The organism is Paenibacillus sp. FSL W8-0194 (assembly GCF_037969745.1).
GTDB classification, from domain to species: domain Bacteria; phylum Bacillota; class Bacilli; order Paenibacillales; family Paenibacillaceae; genus Paenibacillus_AQ; species Paenibacillus_AQ cookii.
Genome location: NZ_CP150205.1, coordinates 3,544,842 through 3,561,856, shown reverse-complemented (window position 1 = coordinate 3,561,856; position 17,015 = coordinate 3,544,842). Strand labels below are relative to the sequence as shown.

Genomic DNA, 17,015 nt, shown 5'->3' with positions numbered 1-17,015 from the left:
TCATGATGTATTATATCGAACAAACCGTCACGAGCTTCATCGCATCCGCCGCATTCGGCATGATTTTTAACGCCCCCAGAAAAGCGCTTTGGCAGTGCGGGCTGGCGGGCATGGTGGGGTGGGTGCTGTACATATGGCTCCAGGATATCGGCATCCAAAAACTTGCGGCAACGGTCGTCGCCGCTTACTGCGTCACGATGATCAGTTACTTTTTTGCAAAAAAATACCGGAAACCGATCATCGTTTTCAGCGTGTCGGGCATTATTCCGCTCGTTCCCGGCGGATTGGCGTATGACGCGATGCGGAGCGCGGTCGAAAACCGATACGACCAGGCGGTGCAGTCGGGAGCGGTTGCATTTATGATGTCCGGCGCGATTGCGCTTGGCCTGCTGCTGTCCGAGGTGACCAACCAGGTCATCCGGAAAATCCGTGCTTCCAAATCGTCATGAAACCGCGGAAGATCTTGTTCTGGAGAGGCTTTGGGCCTGGCATTCTCGATGTCATATGGGTTAGAAACGGAAGGAGGACGCCAAATGAACGATGTGAAGGCGATCGTGCTTGCGCCGGATTCTTTTAAGGAAAGCATGACTGCCAGGCAGGCTTGCGCGGCGATGGAGCGCGGTATCCGGCGCGTGAACCCGGGCGTGCGCTGTTTTCATGTCCCCATGGCCGACGGCGGGGAAGGTACCGCGCAGTCCATCGTGGATGCGACGGGAGGGACGCTGTATCCGCTCCAGGTCCAAGGACCGTTAGGCCGTGAAGTGGAGGCCTATTACGGGATTTCCGGCGACGGGAAAACCGGCGTGCTGGAGATGGCGAGCGCCAGCGGCATCGGCCTGATTCATGAATCGGAGAGGAATCCGCTGCTGACGACGACCTATGGGACCGGACAGCTCATTCAAGCTGCGCTGGATCATGGGATCGACAACCTGCTGATCGGAATCGGAGGCAGCGCGACCAATGACGGCGGAGCGGGGATGCTTCAAGCGCTCGGCGGCAGGCTGCTCGACGAAGCCGGGCTGCCGCTCGGGCCCGGAGGAGGGGAGCTGCATAAGCTGGCCCGCATCGACCTGAGCGGACTCGATCCAAGAATCGGGAAGGTGAAGATCCGGGTAGCTTGCGACGTGACGAATCCGCTGTGCGGCCCGGAAGGCGCGTCCCATGTGTTTGGTCCGCAAAAAGGTGCAACGCCCGAGGCGGCAGCCATGCTGGATGCGAATTTGAGGCATTATGCCGACGTCATCCGCCGGGAGCTGGGCCAGGATATCGCGGATGTGCCCGGCGCGGGGGCCGCGGGCGGCTTGGGCGCTGGACTTATGGTGTTTTTGAACGGAAAGCTGGAAAAAGGCATTGAACTGGTCGCCCGGCTGACGGGACTCGAGGAGAAAGTCAAAATGGCGGACATGGTTTGGACGGGGGAAGGCAGCATCGACGGCCAGACCCGGTTCGGCAAAACGCCCGCCGGCGTGGCGAAAGTGGCCGCAAAACATCATAAACCCGTCATCGCGTTTGCCGGCCGGATCGGCGAAGGCATCGACGGACTGTACGAACAAGGAATCGGAGCCGTATTCGGCATCCTTTCCGGCGCGTGTGATCTTCAGGAGGCGCTGCGCCAGGGAGAGGCCAATTTGGAGCGCGCGGCTGAAAACGTCATGCGGCTCATCATGCTGCAGAGGCAAGTGTAGCCGGTGCGGGGTAGCTTGGCGGGCGACCGCCTCACAGGCGAACGTCGTGCATTGAGGTCTGAGGGCTCCGCTTGAAGCGGCTCCGTTCCAGTTCCCGCTCATGCAAAAAAGGCGAAAGCAAGATGCAAGGATCTTGTTTTTCGCCTTTTTGTCGTTGCCCGATGGGCGAAACGCTGGCCCGCCCCCGACTATTTTATGCCGATTCTCATTCTGTAGCTGAACAGCGTCTCCAGCGTACGATCCTGAAAATAATCCTTCACGAGCGCTTGGAAACGCTCCAGCTCGTCATCCAATTCGGTAAAACCTAGTTTGATGACGGTTTGAAGCCCTCCTTGGCTCAGTGCAAGACCGATGTACCGCTTGCTGTCGCATGTTTCGCGGTTATGGAACACGATTTCCCGCGCGTAACGGAAATGGCCGCTTTGCTGAATGCAGGCCAGATGCGATTCCTTGTCCCGTTTATACGCTTGGTCCTGCTTATTCTGGCGTTCCTTCAGCAGTTGGTCGGCTTTGTTCAAAAGCTCCATGTACGCTTGTTCCGCCTCCCAGGAAGCGGAAGGCGGCCAGTCGCAATCGTAAGCGGCAAAAATGCCGCCCGGCTTCAACACCCTGGCTGCTTCCGCAAGCGTGCTGACGGGCTCCATCCAATGGAAGGATTGGGAGCAGGTGATCAAATCCGCGGAATCGTCCGGAAATTCCAGCTTGTTGGAGTACCCGCTCAAGAATCGGATCCTGCCTGCGTCAGCATCTTCGGCCTGGAGCGCGCGCAGCTTTTCTTCCGCCTTACTGCGCATATCGTCGTTCGGCTCGATGCCGACGATTGTCTCCGCATCGTTTTTCCATGCGAAAGTGGACAGCCCGGTGCCGCAGCCGACATCGAGAACGAGGCGGGGCTTATGCCGCAAATATCCCGTCAGAATCCGGACGGCTTCGCGCGGGGCGCGAGGCCGGTGCTGGTCGTACAAATCCTTGTAGCCGGAGAAACGGTCGACATTGCTTTGGCGGTTGCCTTCGGGGATCTGCATCATGCGCCGCGACGTTCAAAGCGTTGAACGATTTCCACGATCACTTGAACCGCTTTGAGCATGTTGTCCACCGAAATGTATTCGAATTTCCCGTGGTAGTTTTCGCCGCCCGTAAAAATGTTCGGCGTCGGCAGCCCCATGTAGGACAGCTGCGAGCCGTCCGTGCCGCCGCGGATCGGTTTCACGATCGGTTTGATGCCCAGGCTTTCCATGGCTTCATAAGCGACGTCGACGATTTCTTTGACGGGTTCGATTTTTTCTTTCATGTTGTAATACTGGTCGCGCATCTCCAGCACGATCCGTTCTTCGCAGTATTTTTCCTGCAGCTGCTTCACGATCCGTTCTTCGCCGTATTTTTCCTGCAGCTGCTTCACGATCCGCTTCAGGTTTTCCTTTTTGTTTTCGAATTCCGTGCGGTCAAAATCGCGGATGATATATTCCATTTTCGTGCGCTCGGTATCGCCGTTTTGGCTCAACAGGTGATAGAAGCCTTCATATCCTTCCGTATGCTCGGGAGCTTGCTCGGCCGGAAGCATGCCGTTCAGCTCCATGGCGATTTTGATCGAGTTGACCATTTTGTTTTTGGCCGTGCCGGGATGGACGTTGGTGCCTTTGATCGTAATGCTCGCTTTGGCGGCGTTGAAGCTTTCGTATTCGAGCTCGCCGAGCGGGCCGCCGTCCATGGTGTAGGCAAAATCCGCGCCAAACGCTTTGACGTCGAATTTTTCGGGACCTCTGCCGATTTCCTCGTCAGGCGTGAACGCCACCCTGATCTTGCCGTGTTTGATCTCGGGATGTTGGATCAGGTAAGCCATGGCAGTCATGATTTCGGCAATGCCTGCTTTGTCGTCGGCCCCGAGGAGGGTGGTTCCGTCCGTCGTAATTAATGTATGTCCTTTATAGGCGGGCAGCTCGGGAAATTGCTTCGGCGACAGGACGACGTTCAGCTCGGAATTCAGGACGATGTCGCCGCCGTCGTAATTTTCGATCGTTTGCGGGTTCACGCCGGCCCCCGTGAAGTCGGTAGCGGTGTCGACATGCGCCAAAAAGCCGATCGTCGGCACGTTGTTGCGATCCGTATTGGAAGGCAGCGTCGCCATGACGTAACCGTTGTCGTCCATGGTCACCTCCTGCATCCCGATGCTTTTCAGCTCATCGACCAGCATGCGGGCGAGGTTCAATTGACCCGGCGTGGAAGGACAAGTCGGACTTTCCTCGTTCGATTGCGTTTCCACTTTGGCATAGGAAATAAAACGTTCCATGATTTCCTGTTTCACATTCGTCAGCTCCTTTTTTATTGTCGGGGATGCTTGGCAACTCCTCCGTCGAATGAAACATCATATGTATGGTGCGATTCCTTTCTATGATATCATGGACAGGCCATAAAATCACAGGGAGGCGGGGCGGAGGAATTGCGTGAAAATAAAACGAATGCGTAAAAAACGGATAACGACCGGATCACGGATCGCGTTATGGATATAGACGCTTTTTTTAGCGGATAAACGCAAGTCGGGAGGAGTTCGGATGAACCGGAGAGGAGCGGGCGTTGCTTTTTTGGCGATTGCCGCATTTTTGTTTGCGATGAAGTACATGGTCGTTGCATTGTTGCTTAAAGGACCGTGGAGCTGGGAGGAGTACGAGAACACATTAGGGAGAGCGGGGGCCCCGCTGCTTCTGTTAAGCATCCTGTTTTTCATCGCCGGGTTGATTTATTTTATTCTGGGGGATTTCCCAACCGGAGTCCGGCGATGCATGGACAGGGCAATAGAAAACTGGAGGAAGCACCAGGAAGCGAACAAAGTCTGGGAGGAGAATCTGGAATCCGATTCCGAAAAAGATGAAAAAGCTTGATGGTAGGTCCGGCGGATGGCGCGCCTGCATGCAAAAGGAATGGATCCGAAAAAAATCCAATTTTGTCTGTTGACCCTCACGTTGCGTTATTCTTTATAGTGAACAAGAAGGAGGAGAACATCCATGATGGTTAAGGAAGTCGCCGAACTGGCGGGGATCAGCGTACGCACGCTTCACCATTATGACGAAATCGGATTGCTGCATCCGAGCCGAACGACGGAAGCCGGTTACCGGATATATACCGACGAGGATTTGGCGATGCTGCAACAAATTTTGTTCTTTCGGGAACTGGGCTTCCCGCTGAAAGAAATCCGAGAAATTGTGAGCCGCCCGGATTTTAACCGGATGGAGGCGATGGAGCTTCACCACAAGCTCCTGCTGGAAAAGCGTACCCGGCTGGAGCGGATGATCGAAACCCTGGAGAAAACGATGAAACACGAAAAGGGAGAGATCGACATGTCGAATCAGGAAAAATTTGCGGGCTTTGATTTCAGCGCCAACCCGTATGAACAAGAAGCGAGAAAACGCTGGGGGGATCAAGCGGTGGATGCATCCAAGGCCAAGCTCGGCAGCCTTTCAGAGGATGAACAAACGCAGCTGAAAGAAGGCATGAACGCCATCTACCGCAAGCTTGCGGATCTGCGGCATACGTCCCCGGCATCCGATGAAGCGCAGGAGGCGATCGGCGAATGGTACAAGTTCCTGAACCGGATGGGCAGCTATTCGCTGGAAGCGTTCAAAGGGCTTGGACAAATGTACGTAGACGATGAACGTTTTATGCGAAACATCGACCGGTTCGGCGAAGGGCTTGCCGCCTTTATGCGGGATGCCATGAGCGAATATGCGGATCGCCGAAAATAGAGGCACCCGAACAAAAAGCCGGAGCTTGCTCCGGTTTTTTGCCGTTCGCCGGGTGTTTTTATATCGGATGCATTTTCGTAAAACGCCTGTTTTTTCTTTTTAGTCAATGAGCGGCACCCGCTGCTTTATAATAAAACCGGAGGTGTGTTTACATTGGAAAAGTTTCAGCATGTCATTCGCTCCGTAGAGGAGCTCGAACAGCTTGCGGGCAAACCCCGGGAACTCGTCAACCAAAAGGTCGTCGCTTCGCTTGACCGCCACTGCAGGCATTTCATTTCGTTGTCTCCGCTCGTTTTTGTCGCCACCAGCGGCGCGGACGGTTCATGCGACTGTTCGCCGCGGGGCGATGCTCCCGGTTTTGCATACATCCTCGACGAACATCATCTGATCCTGCCGGAACGTCCGGGCAACCGAAGATACGATTCGCTCCGCAACCTGTTGGAAAATCCGCGCATCGGCCTCATTTTCGTCATTCCCGGACTGGAGGAGACGCTGCGCGTCAACGGCAAGGCCTGCATCGTCCGCGATCCGGATTTGATGGAGCGGATGTCCGCGCACGGCAAAACTCCCGCCGCAGGCATCGCGGTCGAAGTGGAAGAGTGCTACATCCATTGCGCGAAAGCGTTCAAAAGATCCCGGCTGTGGCAAACGGATGCTTGGCCCGAGGCGGAATCGCTTCCCGATCCGGCGGCCATCATCGCCGCCCACGCCGGCAAGCTGAGGTTGTCCACGGAAGAGGTCCGGGCATCTTTGGCCGAAAGCTACGAAAAACGGCTTTATTAGATATATTCCTGTGTTAACGTTTGTTTAACCAGATTAACGACCGCTTTACGCTGCCGTAATATCCGGCTAACACAACCTTCATACAATGGACTTGTTGGGTCAAATATGTTGATGAAGGAGTTGCAGGCTGCATTGAACAGAACAAAGAAGCTTGGACGGAGCGTTTCGATCGCCGTGCTGAGCGGAATGATGCTGACGGCCGGAACGCCCGGGATTATGACGACGGCCGCTGCGCATGCCGAGCCGATCCCGGCCGTGCAGGAGGGACAGCAGAGTCAGGCTGAACAACCGGGCGGGATTCGTCTGGAGCATACGCCGGCGGCATCGGTGCCGGAGAAGACGAATTATACGGTGACGGCCGTCGTCTACGGCGCAGATCAACCATGGAGCGGTCAAATCCGTTATACGGTGGACGGCCAACCGTTTGCTCCGGTCGAGCTGAAGCCGGCGGGTCAGCAGGCGGATACATACATCGGAGACATTCCGGGCGAAACGTTGATCGGGCGCCAATTGGACTATTCGATCGACATTTTGGACTCCGGGGCAAACGTCATTCGGACGGTTTCGTATTCTACGCAAATTCGGGCTGCACAGCTGAAGGAGCTTGCGGCATCGGCCGCTGCGCCGGCGCTGCTGATCACGGAAATGGTGCCGGATACGGCCGATCTGCCGGGTACGAGCACGGACGCTTACGAATTCGTGGAGGTATACAACAACACGGATCAGGACGTGAACTTCAAGGATTACTCGTTTTTTTACAATAATAGCGATCCATGGACGCCCGATCCCGGAACCGACATCATCATCCCGGCCCGCCAGCCGGTCGTGTTTTGGATCATGAACGGCAAGAACACCCAGGAAACGGCGGATCAGTTCAACGCCAATTTCGGAACGAACCTGGTTGAAGGCGCCAGCCTTTTCCGGATTCAGGGCGGCGGCGGGATGGCGAATAAAAACGCCAGAACGCTGGCGATCAAAAGCAGCAGCGGCGACACGATCGTATCGGCTGCTTACGAAGCGCAGCATGTGCAGCCCAATATGGGGATCTTTTTCAAACATCCGGTTGCCGGCAGCACGCTGATGACCGTTACGGAGGAATCCGGAAAAACGGCGGCCACGCCGGGGACGATCGATCCATCGCAAGCGGTACCTCCGGTTATTGAAGAAGGAAAACAAACGGTAATCACTCATGCGCCAGCCGATGTTGTGGATGCCGCGGATTACGAGGTCAAAGCCCATGTACAAAATCCGGGCACGAATGCGGATGGTTCCAAAGCTGCCGTAAAGTTGCTCTACAAAACACTGTCCCAGGCGAGATACACCGTAACGACGATGACCGACTCCGGCAACACGGGAGATTACACGGCGACGATTCCTGCGGCCGCGCTGGCGGAGCCGACGCTGCAATACCGCATTCAAGCGGGCCAGCTCGACAAACCTTACGCGACCCAAGTCCGCATGGAGCCGTTTCATCCGGCCAAGGCGCCCGTGCTGCTCGTGACCGAGCTTGTGCCTAACACGGCCAACGTTCCGGGCACTTCGACGGACGCGTACGAATACATCGAGGTGTACAACAATTCCGATCAGCCGGTAAATTTCAAAAATTACAAAATATATTACCGATATCCGGACAAAGGACCGGGAGCCGACGTGGAATGGGCGTCTGTGAACCCGGATTTTAAGATTCCACCGAAACAATCCGTCGTTTTTTGGATCAAAAACAGCGCCAATACGGCATACACGGAAAATGATTTTAATCAATTTTACAAAACGAACCTGATTCCGGGGGAAACGCTGCAGACGATCCAAAGCGACGGCATGGCCAACTCCGGCAGACGGGCGGTCGTAATCAAAACGAATACCGGCAAGGAAGTTTCAGCCGCCTATTACGATGCCGATCTGATGTATGAAGGCGGAACGAAAGGCGATGAAACGAAAGAGGACAAGGCGATCGTTTTCGGCTACCCGGTGAACGGCAGCACGGTCATGATCAAAGCCGCATCGGGCCAGGACGCGCCTTCGCCCGGTTCCGTGAGGGCAGCGCAGGTTCCCGCCGAGCCGGTTCATGTCGAAGCCGACACGGTCCCGCCGACGGTAACGGACGTCACGGGCGTAACGGAAGCGGATCAGTCCAAAGGGCTTGAGATCAAAGCAGACGTCAAGGACGATCATGAGGTGACCTCGGTCGAAGTGTTTGTCCGTTCGGACAAGCAGCCGAATTTTACGGGGCATCGCCTGACGGAAGATTTTAACGATATGCTTTACCGCTATAAGCTGAGTTCGGCCGAATTGATCGGACGGAAATACATCGAATATTATTTCGTCGCGTCCGACGGGGTGAACGAAACGAAATCGGCGATCGCGAAAGTGGACGTTACCGGAGGCGTAAGCGATGCCCCGCTCCGCTTGAACGTAAAGGACCAGGAAATTTTGAAAGGCGTCCGTACGATCAAAGGAACCGCGGAAGCCGCTAAAGCCGCAGACGTCGAGTTAAGCATCGACGGGACCAAAGTGCCTGACGGCAGCACGTTTGCCGGGCTTGAGCATGACGCTTATTTCGTTTTCGATGCCGTCAACGTCGATTATTATTTCAAAAACGCGGTGACGATGGGACCGCCGGAACTCGAGGACAAGTCGATCCTGTATACCTTCATGGATCCGATCACGTCTTATACGACGCTGTCTTTCCCGATCAGCGCGGACCGTTTGGCGGCGGGAGATAACGTCATCTACATCCGGGCCGGCTCCAAAACATCGCCGTTCGATAAACGTCCGGAAGAAAACAAAGACGATTTCGAAGTCAAAAACGTCCGGCTGCTGCTGGCCGACGGCACCGAAATTTGGGATCCTGCCTACGCCGAAAAAGAAAAGCAGATCAAGATGGGGGATTCCGCAGGCAAAAGCGAATCGATCGGGTTTCACTTCGATCTGAAGCCGGAACATCTGAAAGCCAGGGCATACGCTTGGGATACGTCGACCGTGCCGGACGGTACTCACCGGGTGACCGTTTCGGACGGCAAGGAACAAATCACGTCGAACGTCATCGTGGACAATACCGCTCCGACCATCCAGCCGACGGTGGAAGAAGGCAAGGAGTACCGCGGGGAATTCGTCATCGATGCCGAGATCAAAGACGCCTTGGCAGACGTGGACAAGGTGACGGTAAATCTGGACGGCAAACCGGTCGAGCTTCCGTACCGCACCTCCTCGGGAGCAATGAAGGGCGGAACGCATACGCTGTCCATTCAGGCCGCGGACAAAGCCGGAAACATTTCCGAAAAGACCGTCAACTTTAACGTGCCGGACGAAAATCCGCTTCCGCCGCAGCTCGTCAGCCCTAAGCAGGGGCAAACCGATGTCGGCGCCGAAGCCAACCTGACCGTCAAGGTGCAGGATCCGAACCAGGATCCGATGAACGTGACATTTTATAAGGGGTTCAAATATGACGGCAGCCGCGCGGAAGGGTTCACCGGGTACCTGAACGCGTCCGCAACCGAACCTCCCAAAGAGATGGCCCCTGCCGGGGAAAAAGCCATGAGTGCGGAGGATTACGAAAAAATCGGCGCATTGGACGGAAAGTATCTCGTGAACGAGTCCGTCGAACAGTTTCCTTACCAGCGCTTTGAGGTGAAACTGGATCCTTCGGTCAAAGGCACCGACCGCGTAGAAATCAACTGGAAAGGGAAATCGCTCGCAGGCCGGAAAGTAAGCTTATATGCTTGGAGCCCGACGCAGGGGAAATGGGTTCAGCTGGATCAGGTCATAGCCGGTGCGGATGATTTCGAGCTGAATGCGGTCGTGAAGGCCGGCGATTACGCGAACGGCCAGGCGATCGACGTATTGGTGCAGGATGAAATCGCCGTTCAGGCGGCAGCTAGCGGCAGCAAACCGGTGCCGGAATCCCAGGATCCGTACGATTTTTCGTTCGTATGGATGTCCGACACCCAGTATTACTCCCAAAGCTATCCGCAGATTTACCAAAAAATCGTCAACTGGATCGTCGACCAAAAGGACAAAATGAACATCAAATACGTGATCCATACGGGCGATGTGGTCGATAAATCGTATCAGGAATATCAATGGATCGAAGCGGACAAAGACATGAAGGTGCTCGAAGACGCCCGCATTCCGTACGGCGTGCTGGCAGGGAACCATGACGTCGATCACCAAAACAACGATTATACGAAGTTCAAGCAATATTTCGGCGAAGACCGCTTTAAAGACAACCAGGTGTTCGGCGGATCGTACGACAACAACCGAGGGCACTACGATTTGGTATCTTCGAACGGAAACGACTTCATTATCGTGTATATGGGCTGGGGACTCGGCGACAAGGAGATCGAATGGATGAACGAGGTCGTCTCCAAATATCCGGAACGCAAAGCGATTTTGTGCCTGCATGAATACCTTCTCGTGTCGAACAACCGGGCACCGATCGCCGACCAGATTTTCGAAAAGGTCGTGAAGCCCAACAAAAACGTGATCGCGGCGTTGTCCGGCCACTATCACGATGCGGAACTGAAGGTCGATCAGCTGGACGATAACGGCGACGGCATTCCGGATCGCAGCGTGTACCAGATGCTTGCCGATTATCAAGGGGCGCCCGAAGGCGGACTCGGGTATATCCGTCTCATGCAGTTCGACATGAAAAACAACAAGCTGCATATCAAGACGTACTCCCCTTATTTGGACGATTATAATTACTACGATCCGGAAACGGATAAGGGCAAAGACGAATTCAGCCTGGATCTCGGGCTTGAGCCTGCCACCAAACGGGTGGCTACGGATTACATCGGCGTAAAAGTTTACACCGGCCAGCAAATCGGCGCCCAATCGAACGTTCCAAGCGGTACCGAAACATCGGTAGCCTGGAAAGGCTTGCCTTCGAACAGCTATCAGCAATGGTACGCCAAAGCGGAGGACGGGCATAGCGGCAGCGTGCTGTCGGATATTTGGGGCTTCGATACAGGAGCAGCCACCGGGGGAACGCATCCGCCGGGAGGCGGAGGAAACAGCGGCGGCCCAGGAAACGCCGGCGGAAACCAAGGAACCCATCCGGGAGGTTCCGGCCCGGAAAAACCGCCGGTTGCTGAAACCGGACGCGGACATCTCGCGATAAAACCGTCTTCGGACGGCGCGTACCGGGCCGATCAGCAGGCGCTGGAACAAGCGGTCGCCACGGCCGACAACGGAAAGGTCATCGTAGAATTGAACGGAAGCGCCGATGGGGACGGGGAATCCGCTTTGTACCTCCCTGCAGGGCCGGTGAAAAAAGCCAAAGACGGCGGGCTGTCGATCATCGTTTCCGCGCCGGGATTCACGGTAACGATGCCGGCCGCCTCGATTCCGGAACGGCTCGAAGCAGCCGACCAACTGTTGCTTCGCCTGGATACCGCGATGAATGACGGCATCAAGCAAAAGCTGGGCGCAAGCTTGAATGCTTCCAAGGATTACGTGCATGCCGGCCTCGTTTATTCGCTGCGCCTGATCCTGGTCAAAGGACAAACCGAAACGGAAATTGCCGTTTTCGGCGGTCCGATCACGATCGAAAGAAGTTTGACGGCCGAGCAGCAAAAACAGCTTCAAAGCGATTACGCGGGCGTGTACCTGCTTGGCAGGGAGCCCGTGTACAAAGGCGGCAGCTTCCGCGGCGGCACCGTCTCGTTTGCGGCCGATGCGCCAGGCGCGTATGCGGTTTTGGAATACCGCAAGCAGTTTGAGGACGTAAAAGGTTCGTGGGCGGAGGAATACGTTACGAAATTGGCGGCCAAACATCTGGTCCAGGGCGTGGATGCGAATCATTACCAGCCGGGCCGGCAGGTGAGCCGGGCGGATTTCATCACCCTCGTCATGCGCGGAGCGGGCCAACATGCGTCCGAAACAACGCCATCGTTTACCGACGTGCCTGCGGATGCGTATTATGCCGCCGCGGTCGCCCAGGCGTCCAAGCTGGGCATCGTTCAAGGAAGCGGAGGGAAATTCCGGCCTCAGGCTCCGATCAGCCGCGAGGAAGCCGCCGTTATTCTGGCGAAGGCGAGCGGGCTGTACGGCAAAATGCAGGGCGGATCAGCAAAAGCGAATTTTGCGGATCTTGATCAGGTGTCGACCTGGGCCCAAGAAGCCGTCGAACAGGTGAACGGGCTTGGCTTGATGACAGGCAAAGGCAATCTCCGTTTTGATCCGAAGGGGAACGTGACCCGGGCGGAAATGGCCAAAATGGTATATATGCTGTTGAACCACTGATACGTGCGCCTTTCATAGCATGCTTGAACGGATGGAACAAAACCGGGTGGAAGACCACCCGGTTTTGTTGTGTCCTGCCCGGGGTTATCGTTTGCGGGCTCCGATTGCGGCAGCCGGAATCGATCCGTGGTATACTGTGTTTAACTTTTGAAAAACGGTCCCTAAACCCTATGAAAAATAGCAGCCGCGGAGAGAATGCAGACTCTTTGCGGCATAGGATAAAACGAAGATGGTAAGGGGATGGAAGGGAGCGGCAGCTTGAAGACCTGGTTTGAGTATAACTGGCAGGTGAGAGATGAGTGGTTTGAGGTATTCGGAGAGTTGCCCGCCGGCGAACTCGCCAAGGAACGGACGGGGGGCGTCGGATCGATACTTCGGACGCTGTTCCATATCGTCGACGTGGAACTGAGCTGGATCCGGGCGATCGAAGGAATGGCGGATTGGGAGCCTCGTTTCGAGGATTACGCATCGCTGGAGAAAATCAGGATGCTGTCGGAGGATTGCCGCGGCCAAATCAAGGATATTTTATCGAAGGTAAACGCGGAAAAAGAGAGAACCGTGGTGCGCGTTCCATGGCAGACGGAGCCGCTTGTGTACGGCGAAGTGCTGCGGCACGTCATCGCCCACGAAATTCACCACGTCGGCCAGCTTTCGGTTTGGGCCAAGGAGCTTGGCATCAAACGCGTATCGGCGAATGTCATCGGCCGCGGGCTTGGTGAAACCCTTCTTCAAGAACAATCCGCAAGAACCTTATTTTAAAATCAGGCAAAGGTTGTGCTAAGCAGTGTATCGAATCAGCAGCATGAACGCGGAGGACGCGGCGGTCATCGCATTGTGGCAATATCCGCCTCCCTATGAGCTGTACAGCATGGACGGGAGCGAAGAGGATGCCGCCGAGCTGATGAACGGCGATTACGTATCCGTCAAGGATGCCGAAGGACGCGTCATCGGATTTTATTGCACGGGCATTTCGGCCCGAGTCCCCGGCGGTTACGCCGCGGGAATCTATGAGGATGAATCTTTGGTGGACTTTGGCCTCGGGATGAAGCCCGAGCTGACCGGACAGGGGCATGGCCGCCGCTTTGTCGAGGAGGGAACCAGGTACGTGCAGCGTGCCTTTCCGGGAAAAGGGATCCGGCTGGTTGTCGCCGCTTTTAACGAGCGGGCGATCCGCGCTTACGGGAAGGCGGGCTTCGAGCGGGCGGGCGCCTTGTCTTCCCCCGTACACGGCCGGGAAACCCCGTTTATTTGCATGGTCCGCAGGCGGGTTTAACTTGGCCGGGACCGGGTTCGTGATGGCTTCATACCGCGGCGATTCACGGCAATGTATGATTTTTCCACGGCGGTTATCCTTGACTTTTGGCCATAATTTGGTTTTCATCATATAGGGAACCAAAGAACCATGCGAAACGAATCTATGAAAAAATCAGGTGAACAACATGCGAATTGCGCTTTTTGATTCAGGCTTAGGCGGATTGACCGTCCTTTCTGAAGCCGTGAAGCAGCTGCCCGAAGAGGATTTTTTGTTTTTTGCCGATACCCTTCATGCGCCCTACGGCACGAAAACCAAGGAGCAGGTGCAGGACTTTGTGCGTGAGTCGCTGGATCAAATTTTGCGGGAAGACATCAAGGCGCTGGTCATTGCCTGCAATACCGCAACCAGCGCGGCGGCGGAGGAACTGCGCCAGGAATACCGCTTTCCGATCATCGGGATGGAACCTGCGGTGAAGCCGGCCGTCGAAATGAACCGCAACACCGGAAAAAGAGTATTGGTCGCCGCGACGCCGCTGACGCTTCACCAATCGAAATACGCCCAGCTTGTCTCCCGCGTGGACGACCACAGCATCGTGGATTCGCTCCCGCTGCCCGAACTGGTTGCGTATTGCGAGGCCATGCAGTTCGATCCCGGCGTGATGACGGCTTATTTTGAAGAAAAATTTGCGCCGTACGATTTGAACGATTATGGAACGCTTGTATTGGGATGTACCCATTTTCCATTTTATAAGCCGCTGCTCAGCCGGATTTTGCCGGCGCATATGGAGATTATCGACGGCAGCCGCGGCACGATCCGCAGGCTCCGGAGCGTTTTGGCGGAGCAAAAACGACTGGGCTCGGGCGGCAAGGGGGAAATTCGTTTTGCTTGCTCCGGCCGGGAACCGGATTATTTGCGGAAAATGCAGCAGGCCTTCGAGCTCTACCACAGCCGTGAAACGGCAAACACGGGCAAAGCTGTAAAAGTAACGGGTTAGAGCCATATCGGGCGCCATCCGTCCGAGCGCTAAGCTTATCCGTCATGAATCAACCGGGAATCGCGGGGATTCGTGGCGGATTTTTTGCCGTTTCGTGCCGCCGGCGTTGCCGGCGTCGTATAAGGTCCGGAATCAAACGGCCTGTCGGCGACCGGGAGCAAGGGACTTCTGTTATATGGAACAAACGCAACGCATATTTGACGGCTCCCTTAGAGGCCAGCCAGTTCACGCAAGGTTCGGGAAAGGTTTCCGTCTTTGTACATGCCGCCATGGTAGCAGATGATCGTTTCGATTTGGCAGCCGGCAAGCTTTCCGACCGATTCCATCGCCCTTCCCATGTCCAGCGTCTGGTCCGGATCCGGTCCGCATAAACGTCCGTCGGCGACCCGGAGCGCATCGGCGGCGATCAGCGTTTTGCTTGGAACATGGTATAGGCTGATGTGTCCCGGAGTATGTCCCGGCGTTGCTATCACCTCGATGCCGCCGCAGATGTCCAGCCTTTGTCCGTCATGAATGACCCTGTGCACGGGGGATTTGGGCGGATTTTTTAATGTGGAGAGGAAGGCCTGCTTCCACGCGTCCGGAACGGTGGGGGGAATCATGGCTTCCGCTGCGGCAAGCGCTTCGGGCGTTATTTTTAATAACATCTTTTCGCCTTCGATAAAAGGTTTTTCTTCCGCGCTGGCCATCACCTCGACGTCATGCCCCGCCTCTTCGAGGATTGCCGAAAGGCTTCCGATATGATCGATGTCCTGGTGGGTCAAAATGACCTGCGTCACGTCCTGCATGCGAAGTCCGTAAGGGTTTAGCGCTTCGGCGAATTTGCCGAGCTGGCCGGGATATCCGGCGTCGACCAACACCGCGTGCCTCTCATCATGGATCAGCACGGGATGAATGATGTCCTCTTTTCCCATAACGACGGCTGCGATGTCAAGCATATGAATACGATAATTTTGCGTGGCTGGGTTCATGCCGCACCTCCATAGGTTCATGAAAAATGTAAGGCAGGTACTATCATAGCGCCACAAAAATCATTAGTCAAACACAAATATTATATCATAACACAAATTAAAGAATTTGTCAATATAAAATTATCGACGCGTTTTGTCGCGATCCGCTTCGAAACGGCGGATAAAAAAGAGCCGGATTTCTCAGGACGAGAATCCGGCTTTGCAATAGGTGGTTGGAAGTTGGATAGATCAAAAGAAGAGAACGATCCCGGATCGGTTATTCCGGTTTCACGAGAATTTTAACCTGGTTTTTTTCCTTCAGCAGCGTTTCGAAGCCTTCGGAGAGCACGTCGTCGAGCGAAATCCGCTTGGTCACGAGTTTCTCCGCAGGGAAATAACCCTGCTCCATCAGGCTGAGGACCGCAGGGAAGACGTCGCGGTACCCGATGATGCCTTTGACGGTCCGTTCCATCAAGACGACGTTGTTCGGGTGGATCGGCGCCTCTTTTTCGAAGATGCTGACGATCATCAGCTCGCCGCCCATTTTGGTGGATTCCAGCGCCTGCGTGAGCACAGGGGGAACGCCGGTAACTTCATAGGCGACGTCCACGCCGCCCTGCGTGCGTTTATGGATTTCCTTCACGGCGTCGAATTCCTTCGGATCGATGACGATCGCGCCGAGCTCCGCCGCTTTTTGTTTGCGTTCCGGAGACAGCTCGACCGCGTAAATCTCGGATGCGCCGGAAGCTTTTAATGCCTCGATCACGAGCAGGCCGATCGGTCCTGTGCCGAATACGGCCGCTTTATCGCCGACTTTCAGCTTGCTGGAACGGACCGCATGCAGAGCGACCGCTGACGGCTCGACAAGCGCGCCCTGCTCGAAGGACACGGAATCCGGAATTTTATGGACCATGGCTTCATCCGCCGCGACGTAACCGGAAAATCCGCCGCCCCCGCCGGCAAGTCCAAGAAAGCCCATGTCGGAGCACAGGTTGTATTTGCCTTGCTTGCAGGCTTCGCATTTGCCGCACGCGAAAATCGGCTCGACGACGACCCGGTCGCCGACGCCGAATTTTGTCACGCCTTCGCCGATTTCGACGATTTGCCCGGAGAATTCATGTCCCATCACGATCGGGGCTTTTTCGCCGGTCAGCGGATGAGGGGCGGACTCGGGAATGAAAATCGGTCCCGCCGTGTATTCATGCAGGTCGCTGCCGCAAATGCCGCACCATTCCACTTTGATTTTGACTTTGCCGCTCGTTGCGACAGGTTCTTCGATGGTGTCCAGACGCAGGTCTTTTTGGCCATGCCATCTTAATGCTTTCATGCTTGACATCTCCATTTCGATCTTAGGTTCTGAATAGGTTC

General features: G+C 55.5%; 13 protein-coding genes. 9 read left to right on the top strand and 4 right to left on the bottom strand.

Going from position 1 to position 17,015, the window contains the following annotated elements; translation table 11 throughout:
* Positions 1-5 precede the first annotated feature (5 nt).
* Both MKY58_RS15965 and MKY58_RS15960 read left to right on the top strand, forming a co-directional pair.
* Positions 6-449, top strand: a complete 444-nt coding sequence (locus MKY58_RS15965) for a threonine/serine exporter family protein (protein ID WP_339321153.1) — start codon at positions 6-8, stop codon at positions 447-449.
* Between the two features lie 84 nt (positions 450-533).
* Positions 534-1,685 (top strand): glycerate kinase, encoded by a 1,152-nt coding sequence (locus MKY58_RS15960; RefSeq protein ID WP_339321152.1) that lies wholly within the window; start codon positions 534-536, stop codon positions 1,683-1,685.
* Positions 1,686-1,873: 188 nt separating this feature from the next.
* Here the strand turns inward: MKY58_RS15960 and MKY58_RS15955 are convergent, their stop codons facing one another.
* A complete protein-coding gene (locus MKY58_RS15955) occupies positions 1,874-2,710 on the bottom strand; it encodes a class I SAM-dependent methyltransferase (RefSeq protein ID WP_339325174.1) in 837 nt (278 codons plus the stop codon).
* Positions 2,710-3,987, bottom strand: a complete 1,278-nt coding sequence (pepT, locus tag MKY58_RS15950) for a peptidase T (RefSeq protein WP_339321151.1) — start codon at positions 3,985-3,987, stop codon at positions 2,710-2,712. The genes MKY58_RS15955 and pepT overlap by 1 nt, the downstream gene beginning before the upstream one ends.
* A gap of 247 nt (positions 3,988-4,234) precedes the next feature.
* Between pepT and MKY58_RS15945 the strand changes: the two genes are divergently transcribed.
* The 7 genes from MKY58_RS15945 (at position 4,235) to murI (ending at position 14,697) form a co-directional block, all read left to right on the top strand.
* Entirely contained in the window at positions 4,235-4,561 is a 327-nt protein-coding gene (locus MKY58_RS15945; RefSeq protein ID WP_339321150.1) for a hypothetical protein, read from the top strand.
* Positions 4,562-4,684: 123 nt separating this feature from the next.
* A complete protein-coding gene (locus MKY58_RS15940) occupies positions 4,685-5,422 on the top strand; it encodes a MerR family transcriptional regulator (RefSeq protein WP_339321149.1) in 738 nt (245 codons plus the stop codon).
* 153 nt (positions 5,423-5,575) lie between these two features.
* A complete protein-coding gene (locus tag MKY58_RS15935) occupies positions 5,576-6,205 on the top strand; it encodes a pyridoxamine 5'-phosphate oxidase family protein (protein ID WP_339321148.1) in 630 nt (209 codons plus the stop codon).
* A 132-nt stretch (positions 6,206-6,337) separates the two neighbouring features.
* Positions 6,338-12,448: an S-layer homology domain-containing protein gene (locus tag MKY58_RS15930; RefSeq protein WP_339321147.1), complete on the top strand. Its 6,111-nt coding sequence runs from the start codon at positions 6,338-6,340 to the stop codon at positions 12,446-12,448.
* A gap of 258 nt (positions 12,449-12,706) precedes the next feature.
* Positions 12,707-13,207 carry a DinB family protein gene (locus MKY58_RS15925; RefSeq protein ID WP_339321146.1) on the top strand — a complete coding sequence of 167 codons (501 nt, stop codon included), beginning with the start codon at positions 12,707-12,709 and terminating at the stop codon, positions 13,205-13,207.
* Positions 13,208-13,232: 25 nt separating this feature from the next.
* A complete protein-coding gene (locus MKY58_RS15920; RefSeq protein WP_339321145.1) occupies positions 13,233-13,721 on the top strand; it encodes a GNAT family protein in 489 nt (162 codons plus the stop codon).
* A 166-nt stretch (positions 13,722-13,887) separates the two neighbouring features.
* A complete protein-coding gene (gene murI / locus MKY58_RS15915; protein WP_339321144.1) occupies positions 13,888-14,697 on the top strand; it encodes a glutamate racemase in 810 nt (269 codons plus the stop codon).
* A gap of 209 nt (positions 14,698-14,906) precedes the next feature.
* On the opposite strand, the gene MKY58_RS15910 is transcribed toward murI, so the two are convergent.
* Entirely contained in the window at positions 14,907-15,668 is a 762-nt protein-coding gene (locus tag MKY58_RS15910; RefSeq protein WP_339321143.1) for an MBL fold metallo-hydrolase, read from the bottom strand.
* A gap of 256 nt (positions 15,669-15,924) precedes the next feature.
* Entirely contained in the window at positions 15,925-16,974 is a 1,050-nt protein-coding gene (locus MKY58_RS15905) for a 2,3-butanediol dehydrogenase (RefSeq protein WP_339321142.1), read from the bottom strand.
* Positions 16,975-17,015: the final 41 nt, after the last annotated feature.

Excerpts from the sequence above, each read along its gene's own strand:
- MKY58_RS15965 (WP_339321153.1), top strand. The coding sequence starts at position 6 with ATGTATTATATCGAACAAACCGTCACGAGCTTCATCGCATCCGCCGCA.
- MKY58_RS15955 (WP_339325174.1), bottom strand. The coding sequence starts at position 2,710 with ATGCAGATCCCCGAAGGCAACCGCCAAAGCAATGTCGACCGTTTCTCC.
- murI (WP_339321144.1), top strand. The coding sequence starts at position 13,888 with ATGCGAATTGCGCTTTTTGATTCAGGCTTAGGCGGATTGACCGTCCTT.
- MKY58_RS15940 (WP_339321149.1), top strand. The coding sequence starts at position 4,685 with ATGATGGTTAAGGAAGTCGCCGAACTGGCGGGGATCAGCGTACGCACG.
- MKY58_RS15945 (WP_339321150.1), top strand. The coding sequence starts at position 4,235 with ATGAACCGGAGAGGAGCGGGCGTTGCTTTTTTGGCGATTGCCGCATTT.
- MKY58_RS15910 (WP_339321143.1), bottom strand. The coding sequence starts at position 15,668 with ATGAACCCAGCCACGCAAAATTATCGTATTCATATGCTTGACATCGCA.
- MKY58_RS15960 (WP_339321152.1), top strand. The coding sequence starts at position 534 with ATGAACGATGTGAAGGCGATCGTGCTTGCGCCGGATTCTTTTAAGGAA.
- MKY58_RS15905 (WP_339321142.1), bottom strand. The coding sequence starts at position 16,974 with ATGAAAGCATTAAGATGGCATGGCCAAAAAGACCTGCGTCTGGACACC.